15 protein-coding genes are annotated in these 17,686 nt (G+C 67.4%); 9 read left to right on the forward strand and 6 right to left on the reverse strand.

Annotated features, from left to right (window positions below; genetic code table 11):
* Window positions 1–115: 115 nt before the first annotated feature.
* The 3 genes from IBX53_RS04415 to IBX53_RS04425 form a co-directional block, all read right to left on the reverse strand.
* Window positions 116–634, reverse strand: a complete 519-nt coding sequence (locus IBX53_RS04415) for a hypothetical protein (RefSeq protein ID WP_290905920.1) — start codon at window positions 632–634, stop codon at window positions 116–118.
* 72 nt (window positions 635–706) lie between these two features.
* Complete coding sequence (locus tag IBX53_RS04420; RefSeq protein ID WP_290905924.1) at window positions 707–1,495, reverse strand: hypothetical protein; 789 nt, start codon at window positions 1,493–1,495, stop codon at window positions 707–709.
* A gap of 46 nt (window positions 1,496–1,541) precedes the next feature.
* On the reverse strand, window positions 1,542–2,435 hold the full coding sequence (locus tag IBX53_RS04425) for a CsgG/HfaB family protein (RefSeq protein ID WP_290905928.1): 894 nt from the start codon (window positions 2,433–2,435) through the stop codon (window positions 1,542–1,544).
* 369 nt (window positions 2,436–2,804) lie between these two features.
* Between IBX53_RS04425 and IBX53_RS04430 the strand changes: the two genes are divergently transcribed.
* A complete protein-coding gene (locus tag IBX53_RS04430) occupies window positions 2,805–3,479 on the forward strand; it encodes a zinc metallopeptidase (RefSeq protein ID WP_290905932.1) in 675 nt (224 codons plus the stop codon).
* On the opposite strand, the gene cmoB is transcribed toward IBX53_RS04430, so the two are convergent.
* Together cmoB and cmoA are read right to left on the reverse strand one after the other, a co-directional pair.
* On the reverse strand, window positions 3,476–4,468 hold the full coding sequence (cmoB, locus tag IBX53_RS04435) for a tRNA 5-methoxyuridine(34)/uridine 5-oxyacetic acid(34) synthase CmoB (protein ID WP_290905937.1): 993 nt from the start codon (window positions 4,466–4,468) through the stop codon (window positions 3,476–3,478). The two genes, IBX53_RS04430 and cmoB, sit on opposite strands and share 4 nt — an antisense overlap.
* A gap of 2 nt (window positions 4,469–4,470) precedes the next feature.
* Window positions 4,471–5,253 (reverse strand): carboxy-S-adenosyl-L-methionine synthase CmoA, encoded by a 783-nt coding sequence (gene cmoA / locus IBX53_RS04440; protein WP_290905940.1) that lies wholly within the window; start codon window positions 5,251–5,253, stop codon window positions 4,471–4,473.
* An 85-nt stretch (window positions 5,254–5,338) separates the two neighbouring features.
* On the opposite strand from cmoA, the gene pgi reads away from it, so the two are divergent.
* The 7 genes from pgi (at window position 5,339) to leuA (ending at window position 15,927) form a co-directional block, all read left to right on the forward strand.
* Window positions 5,339–7,021 (forward strand): glucose-6-phosphate isomerase, encoded by a 1,683-nt coding sequence (gene pgi / locus IBX53_RS04445; RefSeq protein ID WP_290905944.1) that lies wholly within the window; start codon window positions 5,339–5,341, stop codon window positions 7,019–7,021.
* Window positions 7,022–7,049: 28 nt separating this feature from the next.
* Window positions 7,050–7,697 carry a YqiA/YcfP family alpha/beta fold hydrolase gene (locus IBX53_RS04450; protein WP_290905947.1) on the forward strand — a complete coding sequence of 216 codons (648 nt, stop codon included), beginning with the start codon at window positions 7,050–7,052 and terminating at the stop codon, window positions 7,695–7,697.
* Window positions 7,694–9,574, forward strand: coding sequence for a DNA topoisomerase IV subunit B (gene parE / locus IBX53_RS04455; protein WP_290905951.1), 1,881 nt, complete (start codon window positions 7,694–7,696; stop codon window positions 9,572–9,574). The genes IBX53_RS04450 and parE overlap by 4 nt, the downstream gene beginning before the upstream one ends.
* Before the next feature lie 7 nt (window positions 9,575–9,581).
* Entirely contained in the window at window positions 9,582–11,834 is a 2,253-nt protein-coding gene (gene parC, locus IBX53_RS04460) for a DNA topoisomerase IV subunit A (protein ID WP_290905954.1), read from the forward strand.
* Window positions 11,831–13,060 (forward strand): phosphoserine phosphatase SerB, encoded by a 1,230-nt coding sequence (gene serB, locus IBX53_RS04465; protein WP_290905957.1) that lies wholly within the window; start codon window positions 11,831–11,833, stop codon window positions 13,058–13,060. The genes parC and serB overlap by 4 nt, the downstream gene beginning before the upstream one ends.
* Entirely contained in the window at window positions 13,057–13,887 is an 831-nt protein-coding gene (locus IBX53_RS04470) for an ion transporter (RefSeq protein WP_290905960.1), read from the forward strand. The genes serB and IBX53_RS04470 overlap by 4 nt, the downstream gene beginning before the upstream one ends.
* Before the next feature lie 333 nt (window positions 13,888–14,220).
* Entirely contained in the window at window positions 14,221–15,927 is a 1,707-nt protein-coding gene (leuA, locus tag IBX53_RS04475) for a 2-isopropylmalate synthase (RefSeq protein WP_290905963.1), read from the forward strand.
* Here the strand turns inward: leuA and epmB are convergent.
* On the reverse strand, window positions 15,924–17,003 hold the full coding sequence (gene epmB, locus IBX53_RS04480; protein ID WP_290905965.1) for an EF-P beta-lysylation protein EpmB: 1,080 nt from the start codon (window positions 17,001–17,003) through the stop codon (window positions 15,924–15,926). The genes leuA and epmB overlap by 4 nt on opposite strands.
* A 115-nt stretch (window positions 17,004–17,118) precedes the next feature.
* Between epmB and efp the strand changes: the two genes are divergently transcribed.
* Window positions 17,119–17,685, forward strand: coding sequence for an elongation factor P (gene efp, locus IBX53_RS04485; protein WP_290905967.1), 567 nt, complete (start codon window positions 17,119–17,121; stop codon window positions 17,683–17,685).
* The last annotated feature ends 1 nt before the right edge of the window (window position 17,686 follow it).

A 17,686-nucleotide genomic window follows, 5' to 3' on the forward strand; every position in this document is an offset into this window, starting at 1 on the left:
CCGGCTTCGAGCTGGAGCTCAATGCCCTGGTGCGCCGGTACTTCCCCCACTGGGAGGCGAAGGATCTGCGCGGGGGGGCGGGCCACTCCCCCGGGCATCGCGGCGGGGCAGGCCCCTAGGGGTTCCATTTCCAGGAGACGTCGCCCTCCGGGCGAGTGCAGGTGTCACAGTAGCTTCCCTGCTGAATGGTGGACTGGCCGTCGAAACTGCCCTCCCAGTCACTCCCGTTGGTGATGGACTGGTCGCCCTCGGCATTCTGGGAATTGACGTTGGAGGTGGCGGTCTGCACTCCCCAGTCGGTCTGGGGGGAGGTGTTGTCGATCACTCCGGTCGCGCCGTCTCCCAGGTACATGTAGAACTGCTGCCAGTTCCCCACGGCGTAGGTGCCTCCCCCTGACGCTCCCGCTCCTGGTAGGCCGGCTAGCGGCGCCGCTGCGTTCGCGGCGGCGTTGCGTTCGCGGCGGCGCTGTTCCATGAAGCTCAGCGAGGTCTCGGGGCTGCGCTGGCGGAAATCGTAGGCATGCGGTCCAGTCGGATAGTGTTCGAAGCGAAAGCCCTGCTGGGCGCCGGCCGGCATGGCGAGGGTCAGTCCCACCAGGCAGGCCGTGATCGCTGCTGCGGTGAGTCTAGACATCTTGGCCTCCTTGGAGAGGCGCCGGAAGCCGCTTGCTGGCGGCTCCCTGCGCCTTTCTCCTTTCAGGTCACGTTACGGGACCGTCACGGTGGGTGCTGTCACGGTGTACGCGGCATTGTTGCCTACGGCGGTTGCCGTGGCGGCGATGAAGGGCTCGGAGAGTGTCCCGAGGCCAGTCACGCCAATAAGTTCCACAAGGCCGCCGGTGGCGCTGGCGGTAGCCGTGACGTCGGCGACCCCCATTTGAACGGCATTGGCCAGCACGGCGCCCGAGCCATTAATAGCCAGGTTGTTGGCCACCCCGGTGGCTACTGACGCCTGCTGCACGTCCACTCCCGTTGTCGTGGAGGTTGCAGTGATCAGTGCCGGTAGAGCGGCAAAGACGTCTAGGCCCCCCGGGACAAGCGGGCTCAGCGGGTCCAGCGGGTCCAGCGGGACCATCAGTGCCACACTGCCAACCCCGGCAGTCTGTTGGGTGACATCGGCCAGCACCGCCACCTCCCCGTCGATGGCCAGGTTGTTGTTGACCGCGGTGGCCACTGCCTCGACCTTGGGCAAGTCATCAATCGTGCCACTGAGTGGTACCGTCACCGCTACCGGCTCGAGACCTACAGCAGTGCTCAGCGCCGTTGTATTGCCCAGGAAGAGCTGCTCCTGCTCGATGATCGCCCCCGCTCCTCCTTCGCCGCCGGGGCCGATATCAATGGTGCCTGTGATGTCGACGTTCGTGGTCAGGTTGAGTGTCCAATCCCAGACGATGGTATCGAACGCCTGGACCGTTGAGGTCATGGGGATGACCAGGGCGGCACTGGCCGCAAGCAGCGAGGCCTTCAACCGCCTTCTACCCGTCATGAGTTTCATGGCTTGACCCTCCAAGATTGACGTTCCTTCTCCGAGTTTCATGATTTCAACCTCCAAGTATCACCGTTCCTTGTGGATTCTCCTTGTTGAGCTCACCGCTGGCAGGGTCAACCTTGACAAGATCACACCCATCGGGGATGGGAAGGCCGAACCCTTCGGTCATCACCTGAAGGATAGCCATTTCCACCACCGACCTGACGCCGACCTGCAGCGGTTCATTCCTGATCTGCCCGGCGTCAAAGTCCACAAGCTGGTTACCGAAGAAGCGAAACACTCCGGCCTCATATTCGTAGCCAACGACCTGCTTCTGCAGGCTTGTCGCATAGACGGTGCGCAGGGTCCGGTACTCCACTACGCGCAGGTCCAGGCCGACGTTGATCACCGCCCGTCGGATCCCGCCCCCCGCATTGCGGACGAAGAGGCGCGCCCCGTCACTGACGATGTTGTGATTGAGCTCGGTCAGCGCGCCGAGAATCACGAAGTTGATGGGGATGGGCGAAAGTTCGGGCGCCGAGGGCAGCAGCCCCATCTTGGTGAACTGCTGTTCGGTCAGGGGTACCACCAGGTCCAGCCGTTCGGCGAGGGATACCTTGCGGGTCTTGTACAGCGCGCTGATCACCATCTCCGTGACGCCCTGGGTCAGCAGGGTGCTGTCGCTGTAGCCGGTGGGCAGCATCTGGCCGGTCTTGTCACGGATGTCGCCGACCGCAATCACCGGCCGGTGATTGCCCGGCAGCACGGCGAGACCGCTCAGGCAGCGGGAATAGGGGGTGTGGTTGTCGGTGACGGGTGCCCCGAGGATCGGCGGCACATGGTTCGAGGCGGCACCCAGGTGGATACTGCAGCCGGAGAGCGCGAGCAGGGCGGCCAGGACAGGGAGTAGCTTCCTCCTCGCCTTGCTCTGGCCCCTTGCATCGGATGTCTCCTTTGAGCGTTTCATGGCAGAGCCCTCGCCCTGAGTACCGCTAGGTGTGATCTCTCGGTAGGTTATTCAATGTAACTTCCGTTATCTAAAAAATAGATCGTATTACAGCTTTGCACGAAGTTTGATTTTTCTTTTTTTAGGGAATTCGCTGCTTTTCCCTGAATTTTATGAGAAAAGTTTGACATCATGGGGTTGCGGGCCTGCCGGGAGCCTGGTGATAACGCCGTCGAGGCGGGCATGCGGCGCCCGAATCAGGCCTGGTGGGCGTCAATACCCTGTCTGTCGCGGGAACCGCCTTGAGCGATGCTTGACGGTTGCCATCGAGGAAACCCGCTCTGGTAGGCTGTGTCCAATACGTCACAGCCTACCGGGAGCCCAGCCTCGATGATCGTTCTCGCCATTGCCCTGCTGCTGGCCCTCTTCCTGTTGCCCAATTTCTGGGCGCGCTGGGTGATCCAGCGCCACGCCCGCGGGCGCGACGACTACCCCGGCACCGGGGCGGAGCTGGCCGATCACCTGCTGCGCCGGCTGGGCATCGAGGGGGTCAAGGTGGAGCCCACCGAGCAGGGCGACCACTACGACCCCGAGGCGCGCCGCGTGCGGCTCTCGCCGGAGGTCTATGGCGGGCGCTCGCTCACCGCGGTGACGGTGGCGGCCCACGAGGTGGGCCATGCCATTCAGCACCACCAGGGCTATGCGCCGCTGCTGGCCCGCTCTCGGCTGGTGGCGGTGGCCCAGAAGGCCGAGAAGCTCGGCGCGGTGCTGATGATGGCCGCGCCGCTGCTGTTCCTGCTGACGCGCCTGCCGGGGGGCCTGGCCATCGTGGTGGCCGCGGCGGTGATCAGCTTCGGCACCGCGGCGCTGGTGCACCTGGTGACCCTGCCGGTGGAGTTCGATGCCAGCTTCCAGCGCGCCCTGCCGCTGCTCAAGGAGTACATCCCGCCCTACGACATGCCCGGGGCCCGCCACGTGCTCACCGCCTGCGCCTTCACCTATGTGGCGGCCTCATTGGCCAGTATCCTCAACCTGGGGCGCTGGCTGGTGATCCTCAGACGCTAGCGCGGCCGATTGGCCATGACCACGGCGCGGCGCGGGGCGGGGTAGCCCTCCCGGGTTCTGGTCGGGTCCGCGGGGTCGAGGAAGTCGGCCAGCGACTGGAAGGTCATCCACTCGGTGGCGCGCTGCTCCTCGGTCGTCGTCACCGCCTCGTCCACCACCCGCACGTCGTTGAAGCCGCAGCGTTCGAGCCAGTGGCAGAGCGCTTTTGAAGACGGCAGGAAGTAGACGTTGGGCATGGCGGCGTAGCGCTCGCCGGGAAGCAGCACCCTGGTCTCGTCGCCCTCCACCACCAGGGTCTCCAGCACCAGCTCGCCGCCGGGGCGCAGGGCGCTCTTGAGCTGCAGCAGGTGCTCCAGCGGCGAGGGGCGGTGATAGAGCACCCCCATGGAGAACACCGTATCGAAGAAACCGAGCCCCTCAGGCACCGCCTCGATGCCCACCGGCAGGAAGTGGGTGCGGCCGCCGTCGGCGTTGCCCACGAAGTGGCGCACCGCCCGGAACTGCCAGAAGAAGCGCGGCGAGGGGTCGATCACCAGCACGAAGGCCGCCCCGGCACCGGCCATGCGCCAGCCGTGGTAGCCGCTGCCGCCGCCAACGTCGAGAATCTTCCTGCCGGCAAGCCTCGCCAGATGCGGTTCCACCCGCTGCCACTTCCAGTCGGAGCGCCATTCGGTATCGATGGGGATGCCGCCGAGGGCAAAGGGACCCTTGCGCCAGGGGGCTAGCTTGCGCAGCAGGTTCTCGGCCTGGCGGCGCTGGCTGTCGCTGAGATCGACCTCGACGCTGACGGTATCGGCGTCGAGGCTGACGCGGCGCTCATCGGGCAGTGTCGGCAGCTTGGCCACCGCCTTCTCCCAGGCGGGCAGGTCGCCGTGGCGCCCGCGGTCGAGCCCGGCGGCCAGCTGGTCGGGCAGGCGGGCCAGCCAGGTGTCGAGGCCCTGGTCGAGGAAGGCCCGGTAGAGGTCGCGGTGTTCGGCGGGAATCGGCATGCTCAGCCCTCCCGGGGCGCCGGAGTGTCGGCGTCCTTGAAGGCCTCGTTCTTGAAAGCCACAAGGGAGGCGAAGTTGAGGAACTGGAACCAGGTGTGGCTGCGGGCGAAGCCGGCGCCGGCCAGGCGGGCGTGGTGCGCGTCCAGGGTATCGGGGACCAGCACGTTCTCGAGCGCCGTGCGCTTCTGGCTGATCTCCAGGTCGCTGTAGCCGTTGGCCCGCTTGAAGTCGTGGTAACGCTCCACCCGCCAGGCGTTCTCCTGCTCGTCCTCGGCCACCACCTTCTCCGAGAGCACCAGCACGCCGCCGGGCTCCAGGGCCTGGTAGAGCCGGGCCATCAGGGCGTCGCGATCCGCCGGGGACAGGAACTGCAGGGTGAAGTTGAGCACGATCATGCCGGCGGGGGCGTAGTCCAGGGTGCGGATGTCGCCCTCGATGACCTCCATGGCGTGGTCGGGGCACTCGGCGGCCAGGGTCTCCCGGGCCCGGGCCACCATGGCCGGGGAGAGGTCGACGCCGACGTAGCGAAAGGCCTCGGGAGAGAGCTGGCCGGCGAGCGCCAGGCCGCCGGCACCCAGCGAGCAGCCCAGGTCGTAGACCCGGGCGCCGTGGCGCAGGTGGCGGCGGGCGATCAGCCCCAGCATGCCCAGTATCTGCCCGTAGCCCGGTACCGAGCGGCGGATCATGTCGGGAAAACAGGCCACTACCCGTTCATCGAAGGAGAAGCGCGCGACCCGGTCGAGGGGTGTCGAAAAGATCGCGTCACGGTAAGATGCATCACTCATGGGCCAAGCCGGAATCGTGCGGAAAAGGCCGACATTCTACGCCTCGACCGCGCCGGCTGCACGACAGGACGTCAAGGAGGAAATCATGCCCACTACCCCGATCGACCAGCGCGGCGCCTGGCGCGCCCTCGCGGCTCACGCCCGGGAGATTCGCGAGACCCATCTGTGCACGCTGTTTGCCGACGACCCCGAGCGCCACCGGGCCTATACCCGCCAGGCCGCCGGCCTGACCGTGGATCTCTCCAAGCAGCGCTGGTCGGGCGACTCCCTCGCCCGGCTTCTCGATCTGGCCCGTGAGGCGGAGGTGCCCGAGGCGATCCAGCGGCTGCTGGGCGGTGAACGGGTCAACGTCAGCGAAAACCGCCCGGCGTTGCACACGGCCCTGCGTCTGCCACAGGATGCCTCGCTGGTGGTGGAGGGCGAGGATCTGGTGCCCGGGGTGCATCGCACTCTCGAGCACATGGAGACCATGGTCGAGCGCTTCCACGCCGGCCAGTGGCGCGGCGCCACCGGCAAGGCCATCCGCCACGTGGTCAACCTGGGCGTTGGCGGCTCGGACCTGGGCCCGCTGATGGTGACCCACGCGCTCTCCGACTACCGGCTGCGCGACGTCCACTCCGTGGAGGTGCACTTCGCCTCCACCATGGACGGCTCCCAGCTGGCCGACTGCCTGGGGCGTCTCGATCCAGAGGCCACGCTCTTCGTGCTGTCGTCGAAGTCCTTCACCACCATCGATACGCTCTCCAACGCCCGCACCGCCCGGGACTGGCTGATGGCGCGCCTGGAAGGGGAGGAGGGCGTGGACCCCGAACTGGTGATGCGCCAGCACTTCATCGGCGTCTCGGCGAGTCCCGAGAAGATGGCCGAGTGGGGCATCGCGCCCGCTCATCAGCTCGAGTTCTGGGAGTGGGTCGGCGGGCGCTACTCGCTGTGGGGCGGCATCGGCCTGCCCATCGCCCTGGTGGTGGGCATGAAGCGTTTCCGCGAGCTGCTGGCCGGGGCCCATGCCATGGACGAGCACTTCCGCACCGCGGCGCTGGCCGACAACCTGCCGGTGCTGCTGGCCCTGGCGGGGATCTGGAACGTCAACTTCCTGGACATCCGCGCCCACTCCATCCTGCCCTACGACGGCCGCCTGGAGTACTTCGCCGCCTACCTCGAGCAGCTCGAGATGGAGTCCAACGGCAAGTCGGTGACGGCCGAGGGGCGCGAGGTGGGCTACTCCACCTGTCCGGTGCTGTGGGGCCAGCTCGGGCCCAACGCACAGCACGCCTTCTACCAGCTGCTGCACCAGGGCACCCAGGCGGTGGAGTGTGACTTCATCGCGCCGCTGCGGCGCTACGATGAGGTGGAGAACGAGGCGACCCGGGCGCATCTCAAGGGCCAGCATCGGTTGACCCTGGCCAACTGCTTCGCCCAGTCGCGGCTGCTGGCGCTGGGCGACGATGCCATCGACGAGCCGGGCGAGCGCCCCGGCCACAAGCGCTATCGCGGCAACCAGCCCTCCACCACCCTGCTGCTGGACGAGCTGACGCCGTCCACCCTGGGCGCCCTGATCGCCCTCTACGAGCACAAGGTGTTCGTCCAGGCGACGATCTGGGGCATCAACCCCTTCGACCAGTGGGGGGTGGAGCTGGGCAAGCAGATCGCCGGCGAGACCCAGCGCATCCTCGAGAGCCATGAGGGCCTGGAGGCCATGGACGCCTCCACCCGGGCGCTGATCGAGGCGGCCTGGGCGGCCGACGCCAACGGCAAGGTCGCCACGTGATACTGGCTGTTCGTACAGCAATTGCGCTATGCTGAGCGCCCCCTGCCGGGTGATGCCGGCCAGCGGGGTGCTCTACCTGCACGGCTTCAACAGCGGCGCCGATTCGCCCAAGGCGGTGTGGGTGCGTGAGGCCTGCGCCCACCTGGGCCTGCCCTGCGTGACGCCCCAGCTGCCCCATCGGCCCGCCGAGGCGCTGGCGATGGCCGAGTCACGACTTGGAGAGCTCGGCCCCGCGCCGCTGCTGGCCGGCAGCTCCATGGGGGGCTTCCTGGCGACCTGCCTGGCCGAGCGCCACGGGCTGCGCGCCGCGCTGATCAATCCGGCGGTGGCCCCGGCGCGGCTGGTGGTCGACTGGGTCGATGAGGTCTTCGTCAACGACTACAGCGGGGAGCGCTTCACGGTGAGCGAAGCGCACCTGGCGGAGCTTGCGGCGCTCACGCCCGAGCGGGTCACCGCGCCGGCGCGCTACCTGCTGCTGCTGGGCTGTGACGATGAGGTGCTCGACCCGGCGGATGCCTTCGCCCTCTACCACGGTGCTCGCACCCTGCTGCACCCGAAAGCCGACCACGGCTTCGCGGTGCTGGCCCGGCACCTGCCGGCACTGCTGGCCCACGGCGGTCACGCCCTGCCGCCGGCCTGGCAGGCTCGACCAAACAAGGAACCGGACGACCCATGACGCAATACAGTGCCAGTTCGATCGAGGTGCTTTCCGGCCTGGAGCCGGTGCGCAAGCGCCCGGGCATGTATACCGATACCAGCCGCCCCAACCACTTGATCCAGGAGGTGGTCGACAACAGCGTCGACGAGGCGCTGGCGGGCCATGCCAGCCAGGTCAACGTGCGGCTGTTCGAGGATGGCGGCATCGAGGTGGCCGACGACGGCCGCGGCATGCCCATTGACCAACATCCGGAGCACGGCGTCTCCGGGGTGGAGCTGATCCTGACCCGCCTGCACTCCGGCGGCAAGTTCTCCAACGCCAGCTACAAGTTCTCCGGCGGCCTGCACGGCGTGGGCGTCTCGGTGGTCAACGCGCTCTCCCGGCGCCTCGAGGTGGAGGTGCTGCGCGACGGCGGTCGTCACGCCATGGCCTTCGAGCACGGCGAGCCGGTCTCCAAGCTTGCCGAGATCGGCAGCGTGGGCAAGCGCAACACCGGGACCGTCCTGCGCTTCTGGCCCGAGGCGAGCTACTTCGACAGTCCGCGCCTGGCGATGGGCCGCCTGAAGCACCTGCTGCGCGCCAAGGCGGTGCTCTGCCCGGGGCTCAAGGTCACCCTGATGGAGGCGGATGGCACCCGCAGCGAATGGCAGTACGAGGATGGCCTGCGCGACTACCTGGCCCAGGCCACCGACGGCTATGAGGTGCTGCCCCCGTCGCCCTTCGTCGGTCACTTCGCCGATGACGAGCACGGCGTGGACTGGGCGATCCAGTGGCTCCCCGAGGGCGGCGAGCCGCTGCTGGAGAGCTACGTCAACCTGATTCCCACGCCTCAGGGCGGCACCCACGTCAACGGCCTGCGCGCCGGCCTGCTGGAGGCCCTGCGCGAGTTCTGCGAATACCGAAGCCTGCTGCCGCGGGGGGTGAAACTCACCGCCGAGGACCTCTGGGAGCGGGTCTCCTACGTGCTCTCGGTGAAGATGCTCGACCCCCAGTTCGCCGGCCAGACCAAGGAGCGGCTCTCCTCGCGCACCGTGGCGGGCTTCGTCTCCGGGGTGGTCAAGGACGCCTTCTCGCTGTGGCTCAACCACCACATCGATCAGGCCGAGGCCCTCGCCGAACTCGTCATCAGTGCCGCCCAGCGCCGCCAGAAGAGCGCCAAGAAGGTGGCCCGCAAGAAGGTCACCTCGGGCCCGGCGCTGCCCGGCAAGCTGGCCGACTGTTCCGGTCAGGATCCGGCCCTGAGCGAGCTGTTCCTGGTGGAGGGCGACTCCGCCGGCGGCAGCGCCAAGCAGGCCCGTAATCGCGAGAGCCAGGCGATCCTGCCGCTGCGCGGCAAGATACTGAACACCTGGGAGGTGGAGTCCCACGACATCTACGGCTCCCAGGAGGTCCACGACATCGCCGTGGCCATCGGCATGGACCCGGTCAGCGACGACCTCTCCAAGCTGCGCTACCACAAGATCTGCATCCTGGCCGACGCCGACTCCGACGGCCTGCATATCGCCACCCTGCTCTGCGCGCTCTTCGTGCGCCACTTCCCGGCGCTGGTGGATGCCGGCCATGTCTACGTGGCCATGCCGCCGCTCTACCGCATCGACCTGGGCAAGGAGGTGTTCTATGCCCTGGACGAGAGCGAGAAGGCGGCGATCCTGCGCAAGCTGGAGGGCAAGCGCGGCACGGTGAACGTGCAGCGCTTCAAGGGCCTGGGCGAGATGAGCCCGCTGCAGCTGCGCGAGACCACCATGGCGGTGGAGACCCGCCGCCTGGTGCAGCTGACCCGCGAAGTGGGCGACGGCACCATGGAGATGATGGACATGCTGCTGGCCAAGAAGCGCGCCCCCGACCGCAAGAGCTGGCTCGAGGACTACGGCAACCTCGCTGACATAGAGGTCTGATCCCCTTATGACCATGGATATCCAGGTGGCGGAGGGCGACGTCGAGCGCCTCTCGCTGCGCGAATACACCGAGAAGGCGTACCTCGACTACTCGATGTACGTCATCCTCGACCGGGCGCTGCCCCATATCGGCGACGGCATGAAGCCGGTGCAGCGGCGCATCGTCTACGCCATGCGCGAGCTGGCGCTCAACGCCAACGCCAAGTACAAGAAGTCGGCGCGCACCGTGGGCGACGTGCTGGGCAAGTTCCACCCCCACGGCGACAGCGCCTGCTACGAGGCCATGGTGCTGATGGCCCAGCCCTTCAGCTACCGCTACCCGCTGGTGGACGGCCAGGGCAACTGGGGCAGCCCCGACGATCCCAAGTCGTTTGCCGCCATGCGCTACACCGAGGCGCGGCTCTCGAAGTTCAGCGAGGTGCTGCTCGCGGAGCTGGGCCAGGGCACCGTGGACTGGACACCCAACTTCGACGGCACCATGAACGAGCCGGTGGTATTGCCGGCGCGCCTGCCCCACGTGCTGCTCAATGGCGGCACCGGCATCGCCGTGGGCATGGCCACGGACATCCCGCCCCACAACGTGAACGAGGTGGTCGAGGCCACCTGCCACCTGCTGCGCCATCCCGAGGCCACCACCGCCGAGCTGGTGGAGCACCTGCCGGCGCCGGACTTCCCCACCGCGGCGGAGATCATTACCCCCCGTAGTGATCTGCGAAAGCTCTACGAGAGCGGACGCGGCTCGGTGAAGCTGCGCGCCCGCTATGTGATGGAGGAGGGCAGCATCGTGGTCACCGCGGTACCCTACCAGGTGAGCGGGGCCAAGATCCTCGAGCAGATCGCCGCCCAGATGCAGGCCAAGAAGCTGCCCATGGTGGCCGACCTGCGCGACGAGTCGACCCACGAGGAACCCACCCGCCTGGTGATCGAGCCGCGCTCCAACCGCGTCGACATCGAGGCGCTGATGGCGCACCTCTTCGCCACCACCGATCTCGAGAAGAACATCCGCGTCAACATGAACGTGATCGGCCTCGACGGCCGGCCGCGGGTGATGCCGCTGCCGGACCTGCTCGGCGAGTGGCTGCGCTTCCGGCGCTCCACCGTGCGCCGGCGCCTGGAGCACCGCCTGGGCAAGGTGGAGGACCGCCTGCACCTCCTCGAGGGCCTGCTGATCGCCTACCTCAACATCGACGAGGTGATCCGCATCATCCGCGAGGAGGATGAGCCCAGGCCCGCGCTGATGGCGGCCTTCGGACTCAGCGAGCGCCAGGCCGAGGCGATCCTCGAGCTGCGCCTGCGCCACCTGGCCAAGCTCGAGGAGATGAAGATCCGCGGCGAGCAGGCGGAGCTCGAGGCCGAGCGGGCGCGCCTCCAGGAGCTGCTCGGCAACGAGGCGGCGCTCACCGACCTGATCGAGGAGGAGCTGCGCGCCGCCGCCGATACCCATGGCGACGAGCGCCGCTCGCCCATCGTCGAGCGGGAGGAGTCCCGGGCCCTCTCCGAGGTGGAGCTGGTGGGCGCCGACCCCGTCACCGTGGTGCTTTCCGCGAAGGGCTGGATCCGGGCGGCCCGCGGCCACGAGATCGACCCGGCGGGTCTCTCCTACAAGGCCGGCGACGGCTTCGCACTGGCGGCCCGGGGCAAGACCAACCAGCCGCTGGTGCTGCTCGACGACACCGGCCGCGCCTATACCCTTCAGGCCCACAACCTGCCCAGCGCCCGCGGCCAGGGGGAACCCGTCACCAGTCGCGTCAACGTGGTGGCCGGTGCCCATATGGCCGGGGTGATGCTGGCGCCTCCCGCCACCCGCTACCTGCTCGCCTCCGACGGCGGCTACGGCTTCGTGGCGCCCCTGGAGGCGCTGGTCGGCAAGAACAAGTCCGGCAAGGCGGTACTCTCGGTGCCCAGGGGCTGCAATGTGCTGCCGCCGGTGGCCGTGCCGGAGGGCGAGGGCACGCTGGTCGCGGCGGTCTCCAACGAGGGCCGCCTGCTGGTCTTCCCCCTCGAACAGCTGCCCGAGATGACCAGGGGCAAGGGCAACAAGATGCTCGACATCCCCGGACCACGGGCGTCGCGGCGCGAGGAGTTCGTGCGCGATCTGGTGCTGCTGCCGGCCGGCACCAGCCTGGTGATCCACGCCGGCAAGCGTCACCTCACCCTCAAGTCCGACGATCTCGCGTATTATCGCGGCGAGCGCGGCCGGCGCGGCAGCAAGCTGCCCCGCGGCCTGCAGAAGGTGGACCGGCTGGAGATGGCGGAATGACACGACGAGTACTGATCCGCGCCACCGGCGCGGCACGGCCGGGCCAGCTGGCCGGGCTGGGCAGGGCGCTGGCCACCAGCGGCGCGCGCCTGCTGGACATCAACCAGAGCGTGACCTTCGGCATGCTGTCGCTGGAGGCGCTGGTGGGCCTCGACCACGAGGCCGATCTGGAGGGCGCACTCGGTGCCGCCGGCGATGCCCTGGGCCTCGACGTCCAGGCGATCCAGGTGAGCGCCGAGGACTACCAGCGCTGGAGCAGCCAGGCCAGCCTGCCGCGGCTGATCCTGACCCTGCTGGCGCCCCATCTGCCCGCCGGCATCCTGGCCGAGGTCGGCGCCTTGACCGCCGAGCATGGCCTCACCGTGGAGCTGATCCACCGCCTCTCCGGCCGCGAGCCGCTGGACGGCGGCGTGCCCCGGGAGCGCGACAGCATCCGGGGAGCCTGCGTGGAGTGCTGGCTGCGCGGCGCCGAGGTCGACCTCGACGCCCTGCGCGAGAAGGCGCTGGCGCTGGGCGCCATGCACGGCGTGGACATCGCCATCCAGGAGGACTCCATCTGGCGTCGGCACAGGCGGCTGGTCTGCTTCGACATGGATTCCACCCTGATCCAGGCCGAGGTCATCGACGAGCTGGCGCGCCGCCACGGCGTCTATGAGGAGGTGGCCGAGGTGACCGAGCGCGCCATGCGCGGCGAGCTCGACTTCCAGCAGAGCTTCCGGGAGCGCATGGCCAAGCTCAAGGGCCTCGACGAGTCGGTGCTGGCCGAGATCGCCGCGTCGCTTCCGCTGATGGATGGCGTGGAGCGACTGATGGCCCAGCTCAAGCGCCTGGGCTACCGCACGGCGATCCTCTCCGGCGGCTTCACCTACTTCGCACGCCACCTGCAGAAGAGGCTCGGCTTCGACGAGATCCACGCCAACGAGCTGCTGATCGAGAACGGCAAGGTCACCGGCGAGGTGCGCGAGCCGATCCTCGACGCCGACCGCAAGGCCGAGCTGCTGCGCGAGATCGCTGCCCGCGAGGGGCTGAGCCTGGAGCAGACCATCGCGGTGGGCGATGGGGCCAACGATCTCAAGATGCTGGCCGCCGCCGGGCTCGGCATCGCCTTTCGCGCCAAGCCGCTGGTGCGCGCCCAGGCCAGTCACTCGATCTCGACCCTGGGGCTCGACGCCGTGCTCTACCTGATCGGCTATCGCCAGCTGGATCTGGAGGAGCAGGGGGAGTGAGTACCACCTTCGAGACCTGGCGCGACCGCCTCGAGCGGTTGCGCTCCCATAAGGCCTTCGAGCTCACGGTGATCACCATCATCGTGGTCTCGGCGCTGCTGATCGGCGCCAAGACCTACGAGGAGGAGGTCAGCCGGTTTCAGGCGGCGATGCTGTGGCTCGACGTGGCGGTGACAGTGTTCTTCCTGGTGGAGATCCTGATCCGGATGGCCGCCGAGAAGCGCCTGCGTGACTTCTTCAGGAAGGGCTGGAACATCTTCGATTTCCTGATCGTCACCGCCAGCCTGATTCCCCTGGATGACTCGGAGATGGTGCTGCTGGCCCGCCTGCTGCGCATCTTCCGGGTGCTGCGTCTGGTATCGATGATCCCCGAGCTGCGCATGCTGATCGCTGCTCTGTTCAAGTCGATCCCGCGCATGGGCTACGTGGTGCTGCTGATGTTCATCATCTTCTACATCTACGGCGCCCTCGGCAGCTTCCTGTTCGCCAGCGTCGACGAGAAGCTGTGGGGAAACATCTCCCTGGCCATGCTGACGCTGTTCCAGGTGGCCACCTTCGAGAGCTGGGCCACGGCGGTGCTCTATCCCACCATGGAGCACTACCCCTACGCCTGGATCTACTTCCTCACCTTCATCTTCCTCAACGCCTTCATCTTCCTGAACATGATGATCGGCATCGTGCTCGACGTGATGCAGAAGGAGAGCCTGGCGATCGAGCTGGAGATGGGAGAGGGTGAGGCCGCGGAACTGCACGGCCTGCGCAACGACGTGCGCCAGATGCGCGACCAGCTCGCGCGGATGGAGGCGCTGCTGGAACGTCGGAGTTGACAAAGGGGCTCAACCTTGATTCTCTAGGGGAATGAACTTGACTGCGTATGACCTCGACCTACGACTACTAGCCCGCGCCTGAACAGCGAGCGGCGATGCCTCCCTTTGCATCGTCTGGAGTCCGGTCAAAACGAGGTTGTACCATGTCAGTCATTCCCATCAACCCTGTCATCCATGTCCATCGTGTCGCCTGCGCCAGCCAAGTGGCTGCCGTCTGTGCGATCATGTGCGAAGCGAGCCCCAACGCCCCGACTGGCCTGTGCCCGTCGGGGCTTTATCGTTTCCGCACCGCCCACTGATTCAGCAACACCGTCGCCCAGGGAGAACGCCACCATGATGCTCGACAACCCCGCCGCCAAGTACCGCCCCTTCGTCGCCGTGGACCTGCCCGACCGCCAGTGGCCCAACCGCCGCATCGAGCAGCCGCCGATCTGGACCAGCGTCGACCTGCGCGACGGCAACCAGTCGCTGATCGACCCCATGGATCAGGAGCGCAAGCAGCGCCTGTTCGACCTGCTGGTGAGGATCGGCTTCAAGGAGATCGAGGTGGGCTTCCCCTCGGCCTCCCAGACCGACTTCGACTTCGTGCGCTCCCTGATCGAGAACGACAGGATCCCCGCTGACGTCACCATCCAGGTGCTGACCCAGGCGCGCGACCACCTGATCGACCGCACCTTCGAGGCGATCAAGGGGGCGAAGAACGCCATCGTCCATGTCTACAACGCCACCGACCCGGTGTTCCGCCGCGTGGTGTTCAACGTCAGCAAGCCGGAGTGCATTCAGATCGCCGTGGACGCCACCGCCCGCATCCGGCAGCGCATGAGAGAGGCCCCCGAGACGAACTGGACTTTCCAGTACTCCCCGGAGCTGTTCACCACCACCGAGATGGATTTCGCACGAGAGATCGTCGAGGCGGTGATGGAGACCTACGGTGCTAGCACTGAGAAGAAGATGATTGTCAATCTGCCGGCCACCGTGGAGGTCGCCACTCCCAACAACTACGCCGACCAGATCGAGTGGTTCTGCCGCCACGTGAAGGACCGCGACGCCCTGATTGTCAGCGTGCATCCCCACAACGACCGCGGCACCGGCGTGGCTGCCGCCGAGCTGACTCTGATGGCGGGCGCCGACCGCGTCGAGGGAACCCTGTTCGGCAACGGCGAGCGTACCGGCAACGTCGATATCGTGACGCTGGCCATGAACCTTTATACCCAGGGCGTGCATCCGGGCCTCGACTTTTCCAACATCACGCCGATCATGCGCGAGGTGGAATACTGCAACCAGCTGCCGGTGCACCCGCGCCACCCCTATGTGGGCGACCTGGTGTTCACCGCCTTCTCCGGCTCCCACCAGGATGCCATCAAGAAGGGCATGGCCGAGCGCCGCGCCAACCTCGACGCCGTGTGGGACGTGCCCTACCTGCCCATCGACCCGCTGGACGTGGGGCGCAGCTACGAGGCGGTGATTCGCGTCAACAGCCAGTCCGGCAAGGGCGGGATCTCCTACCTGCTGGAGCAGGAGCACGGCATCGAGCTGCCGCGTCGCCTCTCCATCGAGTTCAGCCAGGTGGTGCAGGAGGTGGCCGACCGCACGGGCAAGGAGATTACCTCCCAGATGATCTATCAGGCCTTCGCCGATGAGTATCTGGAGCAGAACTCGCCCTTCGGCCTGGTCAGCCACCGACTCTCCTCGGCGCCCGATAGCCCCACCGTCACCCTTGAGGCGACCATCGAGGAGCGCGGCGTGCGGCGTACCATCCTGGGCGAGGGCAACGGCCCGCTGGCCGCCTACATCAAGGCGCTGGCGGCCGCCGGTCACGATGTGGAGATCATCGACTACCACGAGCACTCCCGCGGCCAGGGTGCCGACGCCGAGGCGATCGCCTATGTTGAGGTGCGCATCGGCGGCAAGGCGGTGTTTGGCGTCGGCACCGACGAGAGCATCACCAGCGCCTCCATGAAGGCGGTGATGAGCGCGATCAACCGCCATGTCTCCGCCCAGGCTCCGGCGGCCAATGTGACCGCCGAGAGCCTTGCCTAGAGCGGCGTCTTGCTGCCCTCGCCGGGGATCTCCCTGACCAGCTTCGGCACCAGGAAACCCGGCAGCACCTCCCTGAGGCCCGCGACCAGTTCGCGGGCATCAAAGTCCGGCACATCGAAATGGGCCGCGCCGGCCACCGGGTCGAGCTGGTGGAGGTAGTAGGGCAGCACGCCGGCCTCGAAGAGTCGTTCGGAGAGCGCGGCCAGGGCGTCCACGCTGTCATTGATCCCGCGCAGCAGCACGCTCTGATTGAGCAGGGTCGCCCCCGCTGCCTTGAGCCGTGCGCAGGCCTTGATCACGGCATCGTCGATCTCGTTGGCGTGGTTGATATGCACCACGATCACCTTCTGCAGGCGGGTGGCACCGAGCCAGTCGAGCAGGGCGTCATCGACGCGGTCGGGAATCACCACCGGCAGGCGGGTGTGGAGGCGCAGACGCCTGAGGTGGGGGATGGCCTCCAGACGCTCGACCAGCCACGCCAGCTGACGGTCGCTGGCGGCCAGAGGGTCGCCGCCGGAGAGGATCGCCTCGATGAGGGTGGGGTCCGTGCGCAGGTGGTCCAGTGTCTGCTCCCACTGGGCCCGGGACGGCGAGTTGTCGCCGTAGGGGAAGTGGCGGCGGAAGCAGTAGCGGCAGTTGACCGCGCAGGCGGGGCTCGTGATCAGCAGCACTCGCCCGGCGTACTTGTGGATCAGTCCGCGGGCCGGGGTATGTGCGGCCTCTTCCAGAGGGTCGGCCACATAGCCCGGCGCGGCCAGGGCCTCTTCGCCCAGCGGCAGCACCTGGCGCAGCAATGGGTCGGTCGGGTCGCCCGGGCGCATGCGCGCCAGGAAGGCCTCGGGCACGCGCACCTCGAAGAGGGCATGGCCCGCCTCGGCGCCGGGCCGCCAGGCCTCACTCAGCCCCAGGCGCCGACACAGCTCGGCGGGATCGCGAATGGCGCTCGCCAGCTGCGCCTGCCAGGCGGGTGGCGGTGCCAGCGGCTCGGCTTCGTCGCTCGAGGCTGATCCGTCGACGGGCCGCGTCTTGCTGTCCTCGTCGTGACGCTGCAAAAGGGCAGGGCTTCGGGTTATCATGCGGCACACCAGTCAATGCGGGCGAGGCGGATTGCAACAAGCACCGCCTCGTCGAATGTCGATTCCCAGCGCGCTCCCGGATCCCGGGGGCGCGCTCGAATATGAGTGAGAGAAGATGGCGAGCTATTCTACCAACGAATTCAAGGGCGGTCTGAAGGTGATGCTGGACGGCGATCCCTGCGCGATCGTCGAGAACGAGTTCGTCAAGCCGGGCAAGGGTCAGGCCTTCAACCGCGTCAAGCTGCGCAACCTGATCACCGGCCGGGTCTGGGAGCGTACCTTCAAGTCCGGCGAGTCCCTGGAAGGCGCCGACGTCATGGATCTCGACATGGAGTACCTCTACTCCGACGGCGAGATGTGGCACTTCATGAAGACCGACGGCTCCTTCGAGCAGTACGCCGTCGAGAAGAAGGCCCTGGGCGACACCGTCAAGTGGCTCAAGGAGCAGGTGGCCTACACCGTGACCCTGTGGAACGACAACGCCATCAGCGTGACCCCGCCCAATTTCATCGAACTGGAAGTGGTCGAGACCGATCCGGGCCTCAAGGGCGATACCGCCCAGGGCGGTTCCAAGCCGGCGACCCTCTCTTCAGGCGCCGTGGTTCGCGTGCCGCTGTTCATCAACCAGGGCGAGATCCTGAAGGTGGATACGCGCAGCGGCGACTACGTCTCCCGCGCCTGAT

This window comes from Halomonas sp. (assembly GCF_014859505.1).
Taxonomy (GTDB): domain Bacteria; phylum Pseudomonadota; class Gammaproteobacteria; order Pseudomonadales; family Halomonadaceae; genus Halomonas.

Bases quoted from the DNA above. Each gene is read 5' to 3' on its own strand.
- IBX53_RS04415 (WP_290905920.1), bottom strand. From the start codon at position 634: ATGTCTAGACTCACCGCAGCAGCGATCACGGCCTGCCTGGTGGGACTG.
- IBX53_RS04420 (WP_290905924.1), bottom strand. From the start codon at position 1,495: ATGAAACTCATGACGGGTAGAAGGCGGTTGAAGGCCTCGCTGCTTGCG.
- IBX53_RS04425 (WP_290905928.1), bottom strand. From the start codon at position 2,435: ATGAAACGCTCAAAGGAGACATCCGATGCAAGGGGCCAGAGCAAGGCG.
- IBX53_RS04430 (WP_290905932.1), top strand. From the start codon at position 2,805: ATGATCGTTCTCGCCATTGCCCTGCTGCTGGCCCTCTTCCTGTTGCCC.
- cmoB (WP_290905937.1), bottom strand. From the start codon at position 4,468: ATGCCGATTCCCGCCGAACACCGCGACCTCTACCGGGCCTTCCTCGAC.
- cmoA (WP_290905940.1), bottom strand. From the start codon at position 5,253: ATGAGTGATGCATCTTACCGTGACGCGATCTTTTCGACACCCCTCGAC.
- pgi (WP_290905944.1), top strand. From the start codon at position 5,339: ATGCCCACTACCCCGATCGACCAGCGCGGCGCCTGGCGCGCCCTCGCG.
- IBX53_RS04450 (WP_290905947.1), top strand. From the start codon at position 7,050: ATGCTGAGCGCCCCCTGCCGGGTGATGCCGGCCAGCGGGGTGCTCTAC.
- parE (WP_290905951.1), top strand. From the start codon at position 7,694: ATGACGCAATACAGTGCCAGTTCGATCGAGGTGCTTTCCGGCCTGGAG.
- parC (WP_290905954.1), top strand. From the start codon at position 9,582: ATGACCATGGATATCCAGGTGGCGGAGGGCGACGTCGAGCGCCTCTCG.
- serB (WP_290905957.1), top strand. From the start codon at position 11,831: ATGACACGACGAGTACTGATCCGCGCCACCGGCGCGGCACGGCCGGGC.
- leuA (WP_290905963.1), top strand. From the start codon at position 14,221: ATGATGCTCGACAACCCCGCCGCCAAGTACCGCCCCTTCGTCGCCGTG.
- epmB (WP_290905965.1), bottom strand. From the start codon at position 17,003: ATGATAACCCGAAGCCCTGCCCTTTTGCAGCGTCACGACGAGGACAGC.
- efp (WP_290905967.1), top strand. From the start codon at position 17,119: ATGGCGAGCTATTCTACCAACGAATTCAAGGGCGGTCTGAAGGTGATG.